Origin of the sequence: Phormidium sp. CCY1219 (assembly GCF_035615515.1) — a bacterium.
Lineage (GTDB): Bacteria > Cyanobacteriota > Cyanobacteriia > Cyanobacteriales > Laspinemataceae > CCY1219.
The window spans coordinates 1-18,013 of the sequence record NZ_JAJENT010000325.1 but is presented as its reverse complement, the minus strand read 5'-3'; the positions used below and the strand labels follow the sequence as shown (position 1 = coordinate 18,013).

The following is an 18,013-nucleotide window of genomic DNA, read 5'->3' as shown; positions in this document are numbered from 1 at the left end:
ACCCACAATTTGGCGGCGCAATATTGACAGAGGAGGAAAGCCTGTGTTATGATAATTGGTAACGAAGCTCGATGGTGTAGGCAGGGCTGTTAAGCAAGTTATGCAATGCTTAAGCGCCCTGCCTGAGCCTACTGCTTCATTATACCCCCGGCCACTTTTTTTGTCAACCTTAAACCCACTATTTGGCGGCGCGAGAGTCGGCGAGAGGAGGGGGTGGGAGTTTAGGGAACAGCCGCAAGAACTTCCCAGAAACTCGCTAACGGGGGAAGGGGGAATTGCTCGAACTGACGGTTTACCCAACTGGCGGCTTCTAAACCGGAGTGCAAAGCGGTTTCGATTTGCGCCGTGCCACACCAGTCTCCCGCACAAACCAGGGGGAGGGGTTGGGCGGTACTGAGGACGGGTTTTATCCAGGGACGCTGACAAAAGGCATAGCGCCACAGATCCACTTGAAACGCTTCGGGATCGCGCAACTCGGGGAGACCCAATTCGGCGGTGCGATCGAGGAGTTGGCGGGCGGCGGGTTCCAGGTCCTTGGCGGACCAATACTCGCGGGCGAATGCCGGGGTAGAGTGAAACACGACAACCGGTGGTGAGGAACCTGGGCGCTTGCTGCTATCCCAGCCAATCCAACTGAGGTAAGGGTCTTGGGAAACCACCAGCGATCGCCATTGTACCGGTCTTTGGGCAAACTGAGCCTGACGAGACGCCGGATATACGGCGATCGTGCTGATACAGGGGTCGAACTGGACCGATCGCAAATGGTGCAAAAACCGATCGCCCATCCCCTTGTCAGGAGATTCTAACAAAGTGACCGCTTGCGGGGCGGGAATTGCCACCACTACCGCCTTCGCCGTCACTTCTTCCGGGGTGGAAATTTCCACCTGTCTCCCTTGAGTTAAAAAAGGATTCGCTTCTTCCCCGGTGGCTTTAAGCTGAACGTGCCAGGTGCGATCGCCGGTGGGGGTGAGGGATTCGGCGCGACGGTTCAGCCAAACTTCCAGATGACGGGAGAGAAATTTACCCACTGCATTCATGCCTGTGGGTGGGGCATAATAAGGACACCAGTGAGGCTGAGGAGAAATCTGGCCATCCGAGGCTTGTAGGCGATAAACCGTATCCGTCCAAGGTTCGACAATGCCTTGTTGCGACAGAACCCGCACCAACTGTTGCGACAGGGTGCCCGACGGATCCAAACAGCGAGCGCCGCGATCGGCGCGCAAGCCATAAAACCGCCTGGTGGTGACGCGACCACTGACGCCGCGAGACTTTTCCAGCACCACCACAGTATAACCCAGTTGGCGCAAGCGTTCGGCGCAGGTCAGCCCCGCGATGCCGGCACCAATCACAGCTACATCAAATTCCAGCAAGCGATCGCTCATCAGCTATGAAAAAACCCCTTGTTCGTGAATTCTCGCCAACTGCGGCGCGCAACGCCTAAGGGTGAAAGACAATATTTAGTTAGCGTAAAACAATAGGAGTACAATTACAATAGGGACTGCCACCGATGCAGGGAAAACTCAGACAATTGGGGAGGAGCTTACGTTGGACGAACTGAGAGCAGCACTAGAGTTAGCCACGGAAGAGGAATTACAGCAGATTACGGACATTTTGTTCCGCCGTCGCTTTAATCCCCTAGATTACCTTCAAACGCCAGAACCGCTCGACATCCAGAGTCGCGATCGCGATTTTTGGATTTGTGCCCTGGAACATCGATTTCGCTATCTTGCTGCAGATGGTTTTACCGTACTGCGGGGGTCGAGCGATCGCGTCACCTATCGGCAAACCTTAATCCAGGTTTGTCGTTACTTGAAAATTCCATATTCGCAACAGCTTTCCACCACCGATCTAGAAGCAGAAGTGTTTTTGAACTTACTGGGAAAAACCTGGAAGCAATTGCCCGAGTCGGAACAAAACGCGCTGACCCTGCGGGTACAGCGATCGCTAGCGACGAGCAACATTCCGCAACCCCTACCGCTGTCAGTGCAAAAAGACCCAGTGGGATTGCTCCTGAAAGGGGGCAGCGCTTTGGCAATTAGCTCGGTACTCAAACCGATATTATTGCAACAAATTGCCCGCCAGTTTGCGATTCACTTTGCCAAATATCAGATGGCAAAAAGCGCGTTGGTCCGAGGGGGAACTGTCGCCGCGAGTCAGTTTCAGAATTATGTCACCCTACAAACCGCCAAACGAGGCATGGCATTGAGTGCGGCGCGCTATGGGGCGACGCGAAGCCTGTTGACGGTTGTCGGACCGGTGCTTTGGGGCTGGTTTTTGGCGGATCTGGGGTGGCGGGCGATCGCCACCAATTACGGAAGAATCGTTCCCACGATATTCACCTTGGCGCAAATTCGCCTCACCCGCCAGAGCGAGTGTTGGGAACTGGCGTAAGACAAAGATGAACGATGAAGGATAAACAGGTACCGATGAAGCAAAAAGCTTCATCCCTCATGGGGCGGGGGTCTCGGCATCGCGATCGACAGTTGCAACCCTGGTGGAATTCAGCGCAACTTGGGCTGTTGCTGTTGCCCATGAGTCCCTTGCTGGGAGGGGTGGGTTTGCTCGTGGCAATGGTGGGCACCTGGAAGCAACGTTACCGAGACATTCATCGCCGATGGGTGAATCGAGGATTTGCTATTTTGGCGGTTTGGCTGGCGATCGCCACTGGGTTTTCGGCGGATCCGTCGGTGGCATTGTTGGGGTTATTTAATTTTTTACCGTTTTTTGCATTTTTTGCCGCATTTAGCCTGTTGATCCAAACCCCGGCGCAGATGCGGCGCATTGCCTGGATCGCCGTCGCCACTTCGGTACCGGTGGTAATTATCGGCTTGGGTCAGTTGTTTTGGGGCTGGTCCGGACCGGTGAAGCTGTGGCCGATTTTATACTGGCAACTGGAAGCCACCGGCACGCCTCCGGGTCGCATGGCGTCGGTGTTTGCCTATGCCAATGTGCTGGCGAGTTATTTTTTGATTACCTTTATCCTCGGGTTGGGGTTGTGGTTTGAAACGGCGCGCGGGTGGCGCAAGCTGACTCAGCGCCCAAAACAGACGGAGAAAGTACGCGACCCCCGGGATCCGCGCGTGGTGAAATCCATCGATGTGAATGCTACCGGGCAAGAGGGGAAGGTCTCGGAGCAGTTAATCTTTCTGAGTGTGGCGCTGTTGGGGAATGGATATGCCTTGCTGCTGACGAATTCTCGCAATGGTTGGGCGATCGCCGCGATCGCCGTTTTGGCTTTCGCCCTCTACCACGGTTGGCGGCTGTTGGTGGCTGGATTTTTGGCGGTTCTTAGCATGATTCTGGGGTCGGCGTTTGCGCCGGAACCCCTGCAAAGTTGGCTCAGAGCTATCGTGCCGAGTTATTTCTGGATGCGCTTGTCTGATGAGCTATTTCCGGAACGTCATGTTGCTACTTTAAGGACGACACAGTGGCAGTTTGCCTGGGACATGACCCGCGATCGCCCGCTTACCGGGTGGGGGCTGCGAACGTTCACCGACCTTTACGAAGCGCAAACGCAAGTGTGGATGGGTCATCCCCATAACCTGTTTTTGATGCTCGCGGCGGAAACCGGTATTCCCGCAACCTTGTTGCTGTCGGGATTAGTGGGGTGGGTATTAGCAAAAGCGGTGGTGTTACTCTGGATCTGGCGCGACAATACACCGGAAAACCATCGGGATATCCCTGGGGATTTCCATGAAATAACCGACGATAAATTAATTTTTTTCACTTACTTGGTGGCATTTGGCGCTTGCATTTTGTTTCACCTGTTGGACGTCACTTTGTTCGATTCTCGGGTGAATATTTTGGGGTGGTTGCTGCTAGCTGCTATTTGTGGCGTGACCTATCGTCAGCCCTCGTTTAAAAGTCTCGGGCGGGCTTTCGGATATGAATGACGATGCGCGCCGGGGATTCATCGCCAATGCAGTGGAGAGCTTCACCTTTGATTGAAACCCGGCTTGAGGTTTATTTTTTGCCCTGCAATTTATACAAAAGATTTTCGGGCGGCTGACGATCGCCGATCGCCTCCCTTTTGTTCCGGCGATAGCCCCATCAAATCTTAAAATTATTTTAAATTAATGAGACTGACCATACTCAATCTCTCCTGACCCTGACAAAGGACAAGAGTTCAGGGAATTTACGGAAGTCGCATCCGGGAATCTACGTAACTTTGATTTCTATAAATCCTCGGTTGTGAAACAGCCGGGGTCCGATCTATTCTGACATAGAAGAGCCTCATTCCTTGTTCTTTTGCAATAATTTTTAATCATTATGCAAGCCATTTACCAATTTCCCAACTTGACCGTTACTGAAATTTTTTCCCATATTTACTCGATGGGAACCATTACTCAGCGCGATCGCCAATTTTTGCAACAGGCGCTTTTACAAGAGAGCCTCAGCGAAGAAGAGATCACCATGATCGATCGCCTGGTTTACGCAGTTCGGCGGGGTTGGCTGAAAATGATCGACTAAATTTGACCGGCGATCGAACCGCAGGGTGAATACCCAGCGTCGGTCAAATCCTCAAGTGATTTTTTCCCACACTCCTGTTATGTGGTTTGAATGTTTTGAGAGGCAAAAATCGCAGTGTCCGTTCTCTTCGCCAGATTCAAATGACCTCAATTCCGTTTGCCAACTTTCCCGTCAATTTGTATCGTAGATTACACCCGTAACCTGGCAAGCGGTTAAGCCACTTTTTTTCTGTATCTAAATCATCGTTTTGGCGCACAAGTCAAGCTTAAATCACATCCCAAATGACCCTGATGGCAAGCGTCATTGGGGAGGGGGTCGCGCCGCAAGTTCCATCTCCCACGCCCCAGAACCCGCGCCGTCAGATATCGCTTCGGTTTTTATTGCCCATCGGCGATCGCACGTTATAAAACAGAGCCAAATCAAAACATTAAGCGCAAATCGCAAACCTCAAGACATAGAGGAGGGTTTTAGCCTGCGGGAACTCCTGGGAGGGCCTTACAGCCAGAATTGTCAAATTAAAGCGCAAATCTATTCGGATAGAGTTTTTCAACGCTTGATTCTTGATTGACAACTGGTTAGAGTAAGAATCACATACCCAGGGGAAATGAAGAATGCCGAATAACAAACCCGAAGAGAAAAAGCCAGAAATTCTATCCATTCGCAAGGCTAAAGACAAAGTGGCTCCCGAGGAGGGGGCTGCCGAGTCTAAGTCCGAGGCTGTAGCACCCAAAAAGCCAAAGCCACCCGAGGCTCCTGCTGCGTCTCGATCGCGAGCTTCAGACGAAGGCGATCGCAAGCCCTCACGGAAACGTCCTTACCGAAAACCCAGCGGCCCGCCCTCAATTGATTTGGCCAAGAATTCCGAGGGAGAAGAATTTCATGCGGGAGATGAAATTCTCGTCAACGGGTGCTTCGGTTTGCCCGTCAGTGCCACCATCAATCGTCTCTACCAAGATAGTTCGGGAGAAGCATGGGCGAGCTTTCAGCCAAATGAAGAAGAAGCGGCGAAAGGTGTAGTGGGTGGCTGCGTTCATTCTTCATTCCTTCGTCATTCTTAACTGAGACGTTACTGGCGCTTTAGATAGGGTCTCGGTTCTCCCAAGACGCGCGATCGCCTCCCTCCTAGGGTGTTCAATTCCCTGGAACTCGAAAAAGGCGATCGCGTAGGGATTAACTGCTGCAAAAATCGCGAAGAACGGGTTAACTACCTGTACCTGTCGGTTCTTGGCGGAGGACAGATGAAAGAGACGGCGGGCAAATTCTGCGGGTGTTAAACGATCGCTTTGAGGCTGTGAGCCGCAATGTTTTCCAGAACAACCATCTGTTGAAATAGCTCCTCCTATTCTGGATACACAATCAAATCTTCTGCCACGTCCACTGCGCGATCGTACAGTTGCTTTTGTTTCTCAAATTCTCGTAAAGGCTCTTCATTTTTGGTCAGGAGGTAGCCGCGAACTTGCCGAGCCATGAGTGCTGTTCTCAAAAACATCTGGTCTGTGTGAACTAACACTTGTTGCGCTCGATTGACTTCTTTGAATTTTTCAGCGATATCCTTACCCATTACATAAACTAAGCCAGAAAATCCCACAATTAACAGCACGGGAATCGAAAACCCAGCAAATATCCGACCTCTCAGCTTTAAATTCTTTAACATTTTGACCGTCTCCTGTAACCACAGGTCACCGGTTGAGTCTTACAGTTAGTGTACCCATTGTTAACCGGAGATATCGTTGTTGGGGCTAAGGTTTAAGTTCGCTAAAGACTAAGATTTGTAAAACAAGAGAAATAGGGAGAAAAGCTTATCTGATAGTTAATGGATGGATTAGGTTTGCCCTAACTCCCCCGTAATGATGAGAGTGAAGGGAGGAAACAAACCCAGAGCAATCCAATCTGGGCTGAGAAAAAAGAATGAGTTTTGAGCAGTGAGTTGCAGATGAACTCATGTCTCAAAACTCATTGCAGCATTAGACCTGTAGAAAAACTACAGCCTTTTTAGAAACAATTCTAATAATATCAGCCTGAATCGAGCGGCATAAGTAGAGGGATAAAACCGAGTTGGAAATGGCCAAACTGCGGCTTATTGTTGGCGAGAACATCACGGGCGCGATCGCACCAATGAGGTTTAGTTCTGGTTGTTGTCGTTATCGTCGTTATTGTCCGAACCATTCTGCTTTGAAGTATCCTCAGAACGATCTGCGCCAAAGCGTCTTTTGCCACCAAAACGGCTGTTACTGGTGCGCTTGCGAAATCGACGGGCATACTCTTGATTTCGGAGAGCTTTTTCTTTTTTCGGATTGCGGCGTTTTGCCATTCTTACCTCATTTAAACAATTAGCGGTTCCGGGAGTTTGGATCGGTGGCTTTCAGAGTATCGAGCACCAAAAGGGTTCGGGATAGTTGATGAACCTCCGCAGGGCCTCAACAACAGTCGATGGACTGAGATCGGGCATCGAGCTTCCAGAATTTTTGCACAAATAACTATTTTAGCATATCTGCGGTTTGAATCAAATCCCCAAGGAGCTGACTCACGCGCGGGTGCCAAAAGGAGACATTTGTGATTTTTCGCTGGATAATTTCAGGATAGCGGAATTGGGCGATCGCCACAATTTTGTCGGTTCAGGAAACAAGCCGTAAGAGTTTATTCCCCTTCACACCGATGTGCTGCAAATTCCAGCGCTTCTTCCGCAGTAGAAATCCGTCCCTCCACATAGGCAACTTGAATCTCCTCAAGCAGTTGACCGATTTGCGGTCCGCTGGGAATATTCAGTGCTGCCATGATGTCAGTACCGCGCACAAGGGTTTTCGGATGGGCCAAGCGATCGCGCGGATCGAGATAGCGCTCGATGAGCGGACCGATCGCTGCCACTGGCATTTCGGCGGCAACGGCGAGAACTGCTAACGCCGGAAACATTGGCCCGAGGGCGCGGAACAGAAAATACTGCGATCGCAGCGATCGCTGCCCCGGATTCTCTGTTTCCGATTGTATCATTTGCCAACCTTTAATCACTTTCGTCACCGCGCTGATTTGCGCCCTGCCGAACTTAAGCTGCATGAGCTGAGCCTCCGCCTCTTTCGGATCCCAAGGCAGCAGCGCCACCCACTTGGCGATCGCTAAATAGCCGGAAATCTTCAACTTCTGCTGCTGTTCGACACTCAACATCTCCCCCAATTGCGGCCATTTTTGCGCCAACCGCTCCCCTGCTTCATCGATGCGGGTTAAAATAGCCACACCCGCCTCCGTGGCACTGGGCAACCAATAGCGCAGTAAGCCATTTTCCCAAGCCGCCGCCACCCAAGACCCCGCCCCGCTGAGGTTGAGCAGATACCACAGTTCCGCATTCACCCGTTCCGCTGCCACCCGCCGCAAAAACCCCCCCAATTGCGCGATCGCCGCTTCGGTGTCGCGATCGAGGGTAAACCCCAGTTGTGCCCCTTGGCGATAGGCACGTAACAACCGCAAGGGGTCATCTGCCAAATTCGTGGGCGATACCATGCGAATTAAGCGCTGGTGCAGGTCTTCTCGCCCGTTCAGGGGGTCGATCGTCTCCCGGGTGTGAGGATGGTAGGCGATCGCGTTGATGGTGAAATCCCGCCGCCGCAAGTCCCTTTCCAGACTCATTCCCTCCTGCTTGGCAAAATCCACCGTAGCATTCTCAAACACCACCCGGGCGATTTTGCGTTCCGCATCGAGCACCACAAACCCCGCCTTGTAGCGATCGGCAATCTGACGCGCCGTTTTTAATGCCCCTTTTGGCAACACAAAATCTAAATCCAAATACTCCGACTCGCGGTTGAGCAGGGCATCGCGCACCGCACCGCCCACCAAATACGCCTCCGGTGGCAGCAATTCCAAGGCAAATGGCCAACTTTCCGGGGTCAGGGCACAAATAGACTCGCCTGGTTTGTTCATAAAAATCAATCTCGGGGGGTGGTCAATCCATAGGTTGCCTACGCTAGAGTAACAAAAAAGCGATTGGAGTGTTTGCGATGTGCATTTGCATAAACTGCCACTATGTCGATCGCTGCGTGACCTATCACGCAGTGGAACACCAACATCAACAACCCCATTTAACCGAAACCCCCGATTTTGAACCCATCGAACCTTCCATCAATGTCAACATTCGCAATACCGACGATGAGATTCAGATGGAATGGGATGTGGTTGGCTGTGAAAGCTTCAAAGAAGAAATGGGCAAATGGGCGAAATTGCGTCCCGGGGAGTTGGTTCCCACTTAGGGTGTAAACCTCATCAAGTAGAATTCGCCATGCGAATTCCACTGATTCAGTAGAGACGTTCTCCGGAACGTCTCTACACTTTTTTCTTCCCCTTCTATCACCTTTCATTCCCTTTAGCATTTTCTGGCAGCTCCGATAAACAAGTTAACGTCTCAATTCTTAATTTTTAATTCTCAATTCTCCCCCGAAGCGAGTTTGCCATTAAAATAGGGAAAAATAACCATCAAGATTCCTTGCTGCTTTTGTGGGTACCCCCATGACTCTGTGCCTGAATCCCGATTGCCCCAATCCCGAAAATCCCGAAAGCAATAAATTCTGCCAATATTGTGGCGAGAAACTCTTCCTCGATCGCAGTCTCGACCCCACCCAAACTCATTCTTATCGGGCCTTGCAGCGTCTTGGTGCTGGCGGGTTTAGCAAAACCTATCTGGCGGTGGACGAGTCGAAATCGAGCAAACCGCGCTGCATTATCAAACAATTTCGCCAACCGAAGGAAGGCACGCAAAACATTGCCGACCTGTTTCGCGAAGAGGTTGCCCGGTTAACCGAAATTGGCAATCATCCTCAAATTCCCGCAGTGCTGGCATCCTTTAACAGCGGTTCGCAGCAATATGTGGTGCAAGAATTCATCAACGGGCAAAACTTAGGCCAACAATTAAGAAAAAACGGCAATTTCAGCGAAACTAAAATTCGGCAACTGTTAGAAGAACTTCTCCCGGTGCTTTACTTTATCCACCACCACCGTTTAATTCACCGGGATATCAAGCCAGAAAATATCATTTTTTGCCCGTCAAATTATCCTTCTGTCAACAAAAAAAGCCACCTATTTTTGGTTGATTTTGGCGCAGCAAAATATGCCACAAAAACGGCGCTGGCACAAGTGGGCACCCTGATTGGCAGTGCGGAATATACCGCCCCGGAACAACTACGCGGAAAACCTACCTTTGCGAGCGATATCTACAGTTTAGGCGTCACCTGTATCCATCTGCTGACTAATGTTTCTCCCTTCGATTTATTTGATAGTTTAGAAGGGAAATGGATTTGGCAAGATTATTTACTCAATCCGGTGAGCGATTCTCTGGCGCGGATTTTGAATAAAATGCTCGCTTCGGCGGTAAAAAAACGCTATTATTCCGCAGAAGCGGTGCTCAAACAGCTTAATCCCCAGGTGAAATTAACCACCCCCGTCCGGCAAAATAAAGAGGAGGAAAAGCAGGAAGAAACCGCCGGGGAAACGATGTCTCAATCCAGTGTGCCATTGGGGAGAAAAAATCCACCGAACAGGGAACCGAAGTGGAAATGCGTGCGGACATTAAGGCAGGAAAATAGGGCAACGCAGGTGAATGCGATCGCCTTTAGCGCCCAATCGCGCACCCTTGCCAGTGGGAGTTGGGATGGAAGCATTTTACTCTGGGATTTAGGGACTGGGGAATTATTGCAAACCCTGACGGGTCATAACAATGGGGTATTATCCTTAGCGATCGCCCCGGATGGAAAAGTCCTTGCTAGCGGAAGCGCTGACGGGACGATAAAACTCTGGGATTTGTGGCAACTCAGTCCGCGAGAATTGCGCGAGGGGATTGCCCCAGTGGCGACCCATACCCTAACCGGACATACCAGTGTAGTGTCATCGGTGGCGATTTGCCCGGATAAGCAATTATTGGCGAGTGGGAGTCGCGATCGCACCGTAACCTTGTGGACTCTCAATCCGCCAGAGTTGCGATCGACCTTCAGCAGCGAAAACGATCGCGTTACCTGTGTAGCATTCAATCCGAAATGGGCGACTCGCTATCCCCTGCGATCGCATTTTCTCGCCAGCGGGACTGCAGGCGGTACTATTTATTTCTGGCAAACCGATACCGGGGAATTACAATCGGAAATTGCCGCTCATTCCCGGGAAATTTATGCGATCGCCATCAGTCCCGATGGTACCACATTAATCAGCGCCAGTTGGGACAGAACCCTAAAAATTTGGAACCTATCCACCGACGATGAAAGCGACAATTTCACCCCCCAATTGCGAGACACCCTTTGCCCGCATGTGTTGCCCGTAGTTGCGGTAGCAATTCATCCCGATGGCGAAATATTTGCCACCGGCAGTCACGACACCACCGTGCAACTGTGGAACCTAAAAACCACCCAACCGATTGCCATGCTTTCCGGGCATTCTCGCGCCGTAACCTCCGTGGCATTTAGTCCCGATGGAAACACCCTCGCCAGTGCTTCTGGGGATGGGACGGTCAAATTATGGCGGTGTGAATGGTAAGTTTAAAGACTCGGTAAAGGTTGAGGCGATGGAACAGAGAATTACCGCCCAGGGAGACCCGAAAATTATGAGTTATTGTCTCAATACCACCTGTGGGAAACCGCAAAATCCATCCCACTATCGCTACTGTGCCCATTGCGGGGCGAAGTTGCTGCTGCGATCGGGCTATCGCGCCATCAAACCCATCGGCGAGGGAGGATTTGGCCGCACGTTTTTAGCTTTCATAATATCAAACTGCTACAGCTTCCCAGCGGGCAAGAAATCCCCCTTCCTGGCGGTGGGGGAGTGATGTTTTCCGCCTTGGGTGCAAGCGCGATCGCGATTAGCAGAGATGGACAACTTCTCGGATGCGGATGTCACAATGGAACTATCGGTTTGTGGCGGCTCAAAGATAGACAGCAAATCGGTAAATTTACGCCGTTTAATAGTCGGATTGAGGCGATGGCATTTAGTCCTAAAAAACTGGTGATAGCGACTGTCAACAAAAACGGTAATTTATATCTGTTGGACATCCAAACCGAGCATTTGAGGTTTCTCGGCATTCACCCTCGCGTCAATGCGATCGCCTTTAGTCCCGACGGAGAAAATCTTGCTTCCGCCAGCAGTGATGGAACCATTAAACTCTGGCAAGTCAAACGAAGTTTAGAACTGTGCATTCTCAAAGGGTATGGTGAGGATTTGCTTTCCGTCACCTTTAGCCCCGACGGACAAACCATTGCCAGCGGAACCTATCAAAAAATCCATTTATGGCAACTGCGAAAAGGGTTAGGATTGGATATCCTTTTGGGTCATCAAGACTGGGTAACAGCGGTGATTTTTAGCCAAGATGGACGCGAAATGGTGAGTAGTAGCGAAGACGGAATGATTAAAATTTGGCGCGGCGATTAATTGACCAATTGTAGTAAGTTTTACCCTTCAGTTGTCAAGTCAGACCCACCCGAAAAACGCAATCAAAACAATGCAATTAGGGGAGAGTTTCGCGATCGCCCAGGATTCTCGCCGAGAGGGGGAAATTGCCGAGAGAGATAAAATTGCGATCGCCCCATCCACCGAAGAGGTTAAGGCAGTTTGGGAAGGGAAGCCTTACCATAGAACTATTCCTCTGAGTCTTTCCCCTTAAGCCATGACCAAAATCAACTGGCTAGAAATCTCCGAATCTGTGGCCCTGGCGGGGTCAATATTGGGGACTTTCGCCGCCTACGGAACCCAGCAGTTTATCTATGCAGCAGCGCCGCTGACCCTGACGGTGGGGCTGAATATCGCGAACCGAAACCGTTTTAACAAGCAGTTGCGCCAGCAAAATTTCGAAACGTTAACCGGCGAAGTGCATCGCGTCAGCGATCCGCTATCCCAGCGCCTCGAAACCCTAGAGACGCAGACGCAACGAGTCAACCGCCAAACCCAGCAGCAGCTTTCGCAACTGAAAGAGTCTCTGGAAAGCGATCGCGAAGTGGCGATCGCCCGGTTGCAAGAGGCGATCCAATCTCTCCCGCCGATTCCCAACCTCGATCCCATATCCCAACGCCTGAGTGAACTCGAAGCGAGTTTGCAGCAAATGCCGATGCAAACCGACGCCGACATCGAACAACTGCAAGCCGCATTTCGCGCCGAAAACGAAGCGGCGATCGCCCAGATTCATCACGCCCTGGAAAACATTCCGCCAATTCCGAATATCAAACCCATCAGTTTGCGCCTAGAACAACTCGAAACCCTCACCCAAGAAGTCGGGCAAAATACTGACGCGCAATTGGCGCAATTTCAAGAGACATTGCGACAAGAAAACGAAGCAGCGATCGCCCGGATTCATCACGCCCTGGAAAACATTCCGCCGATTGAGAATATGGAGGCGATCGCCCAACGCCTGGAACAACTCGAAACCCTCACCCAAGAACTCCGACAAAATACCGAAGCCCAACTAGCGGAATTTCAAGACAGATTTCGCGCCGAAAACGAAGCAGCGATCGCCCGCATCCAGCAACTCATCCAAACGCTTCCACCCACGGAGAATTTGTCAGCGATTTTACAGCGTCTCGACATTTTAGAACAAGTCCAGAAAGAGGCGATCGCCAACCAAACCCTCGGCGACCAATTATCAGAAAATAGCGTCGAACTCCACCAACTCATCCAATCCTTACCCCCCACTCCCACCATCGATGCCATTCACCAACATCTGGAAAAACTCGACAACTTCACCCAACAACTCCAAACCCAAACCCAACAGCAAATCGAAGACCTAAAAACCTCCCAACGCCAACAACAAGACACCATTCTCGCCCAAGTTCATCAAATTCTCGACCCCATCAACCAGCGCCTTGCCGAGTTTGAATCCCAAGGGCAATCCTCCACTGCGCCCCCAGACTCTCCCCGCGCAGAAACCACACCCATTTCTATCGCGCCGCTTCCCGAACTCACATTAACCGAAACCCCACGGGAAGATTCCCCGAAACAAACAGAAGAAGAAACCGACAGCGAATCGGCAGAAAAACCACCCAAAACCCCCAACTCCCCGCCAAAAGTTCCCTCTCAATATCGCAAAGAAACCTTTTCCCAAAAGCCCTCTGTGCCCACACCGCCTCCCGCTGCCGAAATTCCCGCTGAAGATGAATGGGATATGGAAGAATGGGACGGAGAAGATGAGTGGGAAACCGAGGAAGGATGGGAACCGGAAACCGACGAAAGGGAAGAACCCGAATCGGAAACCGACTGGAGTATTAAGTCGCCCTTGAAGCAATTTCCCAAGCAAGAAAATATCGGGCGGGTTATCGGTGGATTGGAATCTTCTTTCGGAGAAGTAGTCGGGGATATTCAAGGATTTGTGGGCAAATTCATGCGCGAGAAATCCGAACCCGAAACGGCGAAACCCACCGGAGAAGTTGAAAAAGGGTCGCGCCACCAGTGGAAATGCATAAAAACCCTATCCGCACATTTAGAGGCGGTGAATTGTGTGGCCATTAGTCCGAATGGTAAACTGATTGCTAGTGGCGATCGCGACGATACCGTAAGACTTTGGCACCTGCAAACCGGCGAACCTGTTGACAGCTTTAATGGGGAGGATTGGTTCGCCTCGGTGAATGCACTTTGCTTCAGTCCCGATGGCGCTACTCTTGCCTGTGCGATCGGCGATACTATTACCCTGTGGAAGTGGCAAGAAAAGCGCGAAGCTGCCAGTTTTAGCGGACAGTTAGGGTCGATTTATGCAGTGGTATTTCTCCACCATTCCCCACAAATGATTAGTGGCGATGGCAACAGTGCAATTAAAGTGTGGAACCTGGAAAATCGCCAGGGAATCCGCACCTTAACCGGACATCAAGCCGTAGTTTATGCCCTCGCCGTTAGCCCGGATGACCGCTTGTTAATTAGTGGAAGTGAAGACAAGACGGTAAAAATTTGGCAGCTAGAAACCGGGACAGAAATTCATAATTTGAGCGGACATTCAGCCCCGGTCTATTCCCTAGCGATGAGTCCGGATGGCAATATCTTTGCCAGTGGAAGTGCAGATGGTACGATTAAAATTTGGAACCTGAAGACGGGGGAGGAATTGAATACTCTGGAGGGGCATTCCGAGGCGGTGAATGCGATCGCCTTTCATCCCGATGGCGAAACGTTGCTCAGTGCAAGTCACGATAAAACCCTGAAGGTTTGGCATCTGGAAACTTCCGAACTGATAGCCACGCTGAAAGGTCATTCGGCGGCGATTAATTCGGTGGCGGTAAGTTTCAATGGCAAAACCATTGTCACGGGCAGTGAGGACAAAACGCTCAAGGTTTGGCGGATGTAGGGAGGTTAATTTGGCATGGTTTTTGGGTAAATGACCAGGAAGGTGATGGTGGGGAATTCCCACCATATTCAGCCCAATTAATGGCACTAGAATAGGGAGGGTGCAATTGGCGGCTGTTAATTGCCAAACCTACGGCGGAATTCACGTTACTCTAAGGGGACAAAATTGTGCTATGAGCTATTGTTTGAATCCCGATTGCCAGAATCCGCAAAATCCAGAATGCGATCGCTTTTGTCGTCGGTGTGGATCGAAGTTGCTATTGGGCGATCGCTATCGGGCCATTCAACCCATCGGGCAAGGGGGATTTGGCAGAACGTTTCTGGCGCGAGATGAATACAAACCCTCCAAACCGCCCTGCGTCATCAAGCAATTTTTCCCCCAAATGCAACGCAGCAGCAACGCCGACAAAGCAGCAGAAATGTTTCATCGCGAAGCGGTTCGTCTGGATGAATTGGGCAAGCATCCGCAAATTCCCGAACTCCTCGCCCATTTCGATGCAGATAGCTATTCCTATTTGGTTCAAGAATTTATCGAAGGAGAAAATTTACTCACCGAATTGGAAAGCGAGGGCGCTTTTAGCGAAGCCAAAATTCGCGCCCTTCTCGCCGATTTGCTGCCAGTTTTACAATTCGTCCACGAAAATAAAGTGATTCATCGGGATATCAAACCGGAAAATATTATTCGCCGAACCTGTAGTGGGGAAAAAATCGGGGAATTAGTGTTAGTGGATTTTGGGGCGGCGAAGTTTGCCACGGCGACAACTCTGAAAAAAACTGGGACAGTTATCGGTACGGCGGGATATTTCGCCCCGGAACAATTTGTGGGGAAAGCGGTTCCCGCCAGCGATTTGTATTGTTTGGGGGTGACTTGCGCCCAATTGCTCACCGGAATCGCCCCGTTTGAGTTATTTGATATCGCCCACGGTGGGTGGAATTGGCGCAGTTTTGCCCCGGAATCCATTGGGGAAGAATTGGCCCAGCTTCTCGATAAATTACTCGCCTCGAATTTAACGGACCGCTATCAATCGGCGTCTGAGGTATTGGTGGATTTGCAACATCTACCGCCCCTGAAAACTGCTTTTTCCCAAACTCCACCGCGATCGCAACCGCCACCGCCCCCGAAAAATCCTTCGTTTATCGCCCGCGCCATTGGCGGAATGCCCCAAATGATTAAAGGCACGCTTTTGGAGAATTTTGGCAACTACGAAGCTGCGATCGCCGCTTACGATCGCGCTCTTTCTTTTAAACCCAACAATGCCGATGCGTGGTATAAAAAAGCCCGTCTCTGTGCGGAAATCGGCAATGCTGAAGAGGCGTTAGACTGCTTTGAAAAAGCTTTAGAACTCAAACCCCATCGCAGCGACTTGTGGCGCGATCGGGGAATTTTACTTTATCAACTCAAACAATACGATAAAGCCACTTCGAGTTATTTAAAATGCCTGCAATTTAATCCGAAGCAGCCGTTAGTTTGGTTGTTGCTCAGTATGTCAATCAAACAATCGGGCAATGACAAAGAAGCGCAAAATACCTTAGACCAAGGGCTGCAATTGATGCCGAACAATGCCAATGAAAGGGCGGCGATTCTCTGGCAGGCGTGGGAAATTGTGATTAAAAATTAATAGATAGCAGTTCTACCCCAATCGGTTGGTCTGAAAAAATTGTACCATAGAAGAATAAGAGCGATCGCAAACCCGGAATGCGCGATCGCCCATCCTCCATCGCCGCCCTAACACCTAGCGGCTTGAATCGCAACGCACAATGAACGACAATGACAACCCATTCCAAACAACCCCGATACGACGATGCAGTGCTCGGCTGAACAAATGCTGCACCTCCAGGTGCGGCGATATTGGGGGGAATTTTCGGCATCGAAACGCGCCTTGCCACTGACGATATCGCACGCAAAATTGACCCCCTGAAAGACGCATTAAATTACAGTCATGCCGGGTTATAATTGGTGATTGAAAGGTTAAAAGATGAATCGCAACAGGTGCGGCGGATTGCCTTTCATTTGCTCAAGGAACCCAGGGAAGCCAACGCCATTGAAGCAGTACGGAATTTTAATCCTTATCGATATTTTGAATGTCTTTATACGATTTACGCCCATCGAAGTTGGGTTTTTTCTCTGGCATTTAGCCCCACGGGACGGCAAATTGCTAGTGGGAGTAAGGATAAAACAATTAAGCTCTGGGAACGGGATACCGGGCGAAAATTGTAGACCTTAGCCCGCCCGCGTCGGCGGGCGAAAGTCCGTATTTAGCCCTACCCTTCTAGGGTGTGGGTCTTTTCCCCCCCCTAGTATTTGAACTCAAAGTGCTGTACCCTATGGAGTGCATTCTCGATTTTTGCAGCTAGTGCCATTGGATCCAAACCAATACGCGATCGCCATCCACACCAGCAGTCCCCAACTGGGTCTAGCCATTGACAATTTTGCCGGTTCGAACCGCGCCCACAGTTGCGACTTGGGGCGAGAATTGGCCAATCAGTTGCACCTACAGCTTTCTGAATTTATCCAGCCTCAAACTTGGCAGGATTTAGGGTTTATTGCGGTGGCGAAAGGTCCGGGAGGCTTCACCGGCACTCGCATCGGCGTGGTCACCGCCCGCACTCTCGCCCAACAGTTGGACATTCCGTTATTTGCCATTTCCAGTTTGGCTGCACTGGCCTGGTGGAAACAAGGAACACCACCACCAGAACCCACGGCGATCGCCGTGCAAATGCGCGCCCAACGCGGCGAGCTTTTTGTGGCCATTTATTCGGTCAGCGAAACCAACATTATCCCCCTGTTGCCGGATACGGTCATGTCGCCGCAAATGTGGGAAGAAACCCTCGCCAATTGGCCAACCCCTTATCGGGCGATCGAAGTGCCTGCAAATTTGGGGGACTCAGCCCCTAGTTTGCTCCAACTGGCCGATCGCCAATGGCAACAAGGCGCGCGCCCCCATTGGTCCGCAGCGCTTCCCTTTTACGGACAGCATCCCGTCACATCCTCCAGCAATTCCCCCTAGGGCAGACTTGTCCCCTGATTTGCATCCTGGGGTCAGGAACCCCATCCCTAAAGGGAGGGGCTTGGTAAGACTTTATTCTTGCTACGCTCGAATATTTTCCCAAGCTCACCGGACCAGAAGACCAGACTTATCTAAGTTTGGTAGCCGTTAGGGGTAAGAGTTAAATTTCCGACCTGCGGATGCGTGCCAGCCTGTAGCTCTCGAAATTCAACATTTTACAGGTCTAAAAGGGTTAAGCCAGTGTGTTGAATAAAGTA

Annotated in this window: 17 protein-coding genes and 1 pseudogene; 13 read left to right on the top strand and 5 right to left on the bottom strand. The window is 50.9% G+C overall.

The window, feature by feature from the left end; translation table 11 throughout:
- Positions 1-221: 221 nt before the first annotated feature.
- The gene (locus LKK83_RS05755; RefSeq protein WP_324629982.1) at positions 222-1,382 is read right to left on the bottom strand and encodes an NAD(P)/FAD-dependent oxidoreductase; all 1,161 of its coding nucleotides are present in this window, start codon (positions 1,380-1,382) and stop codon (positions 222-224) included.
- 163 nt (positions 1,383-1,545) lie between these two features.
- Between LKK83_RS05755 and LKK83_RS05750 the strand changes: the two genes are divergently transcribed.
- The 4 genes from LKK83_RS05750 (at position 1,546) to LKK83_RS05735 (ending at position 5,528) form a co-directional block, all read left to right on the top strand.
- Complete coding sequence (locus LKK83_RS05750) at positions 1,546-2,391, top strand: YaaW family protein (RefSeq protein WP_324629981.1); 846 nt, start codon at positions 1,546-1,548, stop codon at positions 2,389-2,391.
- Positions 2,392-2,405: 14 nt separating this feature from the next.
- Positions 2,406-3,893 carry an O-antigen ligase family protein gene (locus LKK83_RS05745; protein ID WP_324629980.1) on the top strand — a complete coding sequence of 496 codons (1,488 nt, stop codon included), beginning with the start codon at positions 2,406-2,408 and terminating at the stop codon, positions 3,891-3,893.
- Between the two features lie 376 nt (positions 3,894-4,269).
- Positions 4,270-4,470, top strand: coding sequence for a hypothetical protein (locus LKK83_RS05740; protein WP_324629979.1), 201 nt, complete (start codon positions 4,270-4,272; stop codon positions 4,468-4,470).
- A 611-nt stretch (positions 4,471-5,081) separates the two neighbouring features.
- On the top strand, positions 5,082-5,528 hold the full coding sequence (locus LKK83_RS05735) for a hypothetical protein (protein WP_324629978.1): 447 nt from the start codon (positions 5,082-5,084) through the stop codon (positions 5,526-5,528).
- Positions 5,529-5,809: 281 nt separating this feature from the next.
- Here LKK83_RS05735 and LKK83_RS05730 read toward each other — a convergent pair whose 3' ends face one another.
- The 3 genes from LKK83_RS05730 to LKK83_RS05720 all read right to left on the bottom strand — a co-directional run bounded on the left by LKK83_RS05730 (position 5,810) and on the right by LKK83_RS05720 (position 8,379).
- Entirely contained in the window at positions 5,810-6,124 is a 315-nt protein-coding gene (locus LKK83_RS05730) for a CHASE3 domain-containing protein (RefSeq protein WP_324629977.1), read from the bottom strand.
- A 468-nt stretch (positions 6,125-6,592) separates the two neighbouring features.
- Entirely contained in the window at positions 6,593-6,781 is a 189-nt protein-coding gene (locus LKK83_RS05725; protein ID WP_324629976.1) for a hypothetical protein, read from the bottom strand.
- Between the two features lie 326 nt (positions 6,782-7,107).
- A complete protein-coding gene (locus LKK83_RS05720) occupies positions 7,108-8,379 on the bottom strand; it encodes a CCA tRNA nucleotidyltransferase (protein WP_324629975.1) in 1,272 nt (423 codons plus the stop codon).
- Positions 8,380-8,456: 77 nt separating this feature from the next.
- On the opposite strand from LKK83_RS05720, the gene LKK83_RS05715 reads away from it, so the two are divergent.
- The 7 genes and pseudogenes from LKK83_RS05715 to LKK83_RS05685 all read left to right on the top strand — a co-directional run bounded on the left by LKK83_RS05715 (position 8,457) and on the right by LKK83_RS05685 (position 16,367).
- Positions 8,457-8,705 carry a Ycf34 family protein gene (locus tag LKK83_RS05715; RefSeq protein ID WP_324629974.1) on the top strand — a complete coding sequence of 83 codons (249 nt, stop codon included), beginning with the start codon at positions 8,457-8,459 and terminating at the stop codon, positions 8,703-8,705.
- A 256-nt stretch (positions 8,706-8,961) separates the two neighbouring features.
- Complete coding sequence (locus LKK83_RS05710; protein ID WP_324629973.1) at positions 8,962-10,971, top strand: WD40 repeat domain-containing serine/threonine-protein kinase; 2,010 nt, start codon at positions 8,962-8,964, stop codon at positions 10,969-10,971.
- A 67-nt stretch (positions 10,972-11,038) separates the two neighbouring features.
- Positions 11,039-11,191: pseudogene (locus LKK83_RS31955) on the top strand (4-Cys prefix domain-containing protein); the annotation flags it as partial.
- Positions 11,192-11,259: 68 nt separating this feature from the next.
- Positions 11,260-11,859: a WD40 repeat domain-containing protein gene (locus LKK83_RS05700; RefSeq protein WP_324629971.1), complete on the top strand. Its 600-nt coding sequence runs from the start codon at positions 11,260-11,262 to the stop codon at positions 11,857-11,859.
- Between the two features lie 70 nt (positions 11,860-11,929).
- Positions 11,930-12,091, top strand: a complete 162-nt coding sequence (locus LKK83_RS05695; protein WP_324629970.1) for a hypothetical protein — start codon at positions 11,930-11,932, stop codon at positions 12,089-12,091.
- Between the two features lie 3 nt (positions 12,092-12,094).
- Entirely contained in the window at positions 12,095-14,749 is a 2,655-nt protein-coding gene (locus tag LKK83_RS05690) for a WD40 repeat domain-containing protein (RefSeq protein ID WP_324629969.1), read from the top strand.
- 172 nt (positions 14,750-14,921) lie between these two features.
- Positions 14,922-16,367 (top strand): serine/threonine-protein kinase, encoded by a 1,446-nt coding sequence (locus LKK83_RS05685; RefSeq protein ID WP_324629968.1) that lies wholly within the window; start codon positions 14,922-14,924, stop codon positions 16,365-16,367.
- Here LKK83_RS05685 and LKK83_RS05680 read toward each other — a convergent pair.
- Positions 16,357-16,617: a hypothetical protein gene (locus LKK83_RS05680; RefSeq protein ID WP_324629967.1), complete on the bottom strand. Its 261-nt coding sequence runs from the start codon at positions 16,615-16,617 to the stop codon at positions 16,357-16,359. The two genes, LKK83_RS05685 and LKK83_RS05680, sit on opposite strands and share 11 nt — an antisense overlap.
- A gap of 88 nt (positions 16,618-16,705) precedes the next feature.
- On the opposite strand from LKK83_RS05680, the gene LKK83_RS05675 reads away from it, so the two are divergent.
- Positions 16,706-16,966, top strand: a complete 261-nt coding sequence (locus LKK83_RS05675; protein ID WP_324629966.1) for a WD40 repeat domain-containing protein — start codon at positions 16,706-16,708, stop codon at positions 16,964-16,966.
- 136 nt (positions 16,967-17,102) lie between these two features.
- The gene (tsaB, locus tag LKK83_RS05670) at positions 17,103-17,756 is read left to right on the top strand and encodes a tRNA (adenosine(37)-N6)-threonylcarbamoyltransferase complex dimerization subunit type 1 TsaB (protein ID WP_324629964.1); all 654 of its coding nucleotides are present in this window, start codon (positions 17,103-17,105) and stop codon (positions 17,754-17,756) included.
- The last annotated feature ends 257 nt before the right edge of the window (positions 17,757-18,013 follow it).

Coding starts and splice junctions, on each gene's coding strand:
- LKK83_RS05690 (WP_324629969.1), top strand. CDS start 12,095: ATGACCAAAATCAACTGGCTAGAAATCTCCGAATCTGTGGCCCTGGCG.
- LKK83_RS05740 (WP_324629979.1), top strand. CDS start 4,270: ATGCAAGCCATTTACCAATTTCCCAACTTGACCGTTACTGAAATTTTT.
- LKK83_RS05725 (WP_324629976.1), bottom strand. CDS start 6,781: ATGGCAAAACGCCGCAATCCGAAAAAAGAAAAAGCTCTCCGAAATCAA.
- LKK83_RS05745 (WP_324629980.1), top strand. CDS start 2,406: ATGAAGGATAAACAGGTACCGATGAAGCAAAAAGCTTCATCCCTCATG.
- LKK83_RS05710 (WP_324629973.1), top strand. CDS start 8,962: ATGACTCTGTGCCTGAATCCCGATTGCCCCAATCCCGAAAATCCCGAA.
- LKK83_RS05735 (WP_324629978.1), top strand. CDS start 5,082: ATGCCGAATAACAAACCCGAAGAGAAAAAGCCAGAAATTCTATCCATT.
- LKK83_RS05720 (WP_324629975.1), bottom strand. CDS start 8,379: ATGAACAAACCAGGCGAGTCTATTTGTGCCCTGACCCCGGAAAGTTGG.
- LKK83_RS05695 (WP_324629970.1), top strand. CDS start 11,930: ATGCAATTAGGGGAGAGTTTCGCGATCGCCCAGGATTCTCGCCGAGAG.
- LKK83_RS05680 (WP_324629967.1), bottom strand. CDS start 16,617: ATGCCGAAAATTCCCCCCAATATCGCCGCACCTGGAGGTGCAGCATTT.
- LKK83_RS05730 (WP_324629977.1), bottom strand. CDS start 6,124: ATGTTAAAGAATTTAAAGCTGAGAGGTCGGATATTTGCTGGGTTTTCG.
- LKK83_RS05755 (WP_324629982.1), bottom strand. CDS start 1,382: ATGAGCGATCGCTTGCTGGAATTTGATGTAGCTGTGATTGGTGCCGGC.
- LKK83_RS05715 (WP_324629974.1), top strand. CDS start 8,457: ATGTGCATTTGCATAAACTGCCACTATGTCGATCGCTGCGTGACCTAT.
- LKK83_RS05700 (WP_324629971.1), top strand. CDS start 11,260: ATGTTTTCCGCCTTGGGTGCAAGCGCGATCGCGATTAGCAGAGATGGA.
- LKK83_RS05685 (WP_324629968.1), top strand. CDS start 14,922: ATGAGCTATTGTTTGAATCCCGATTGCCAGAATCCGCAAAATCCAGAA.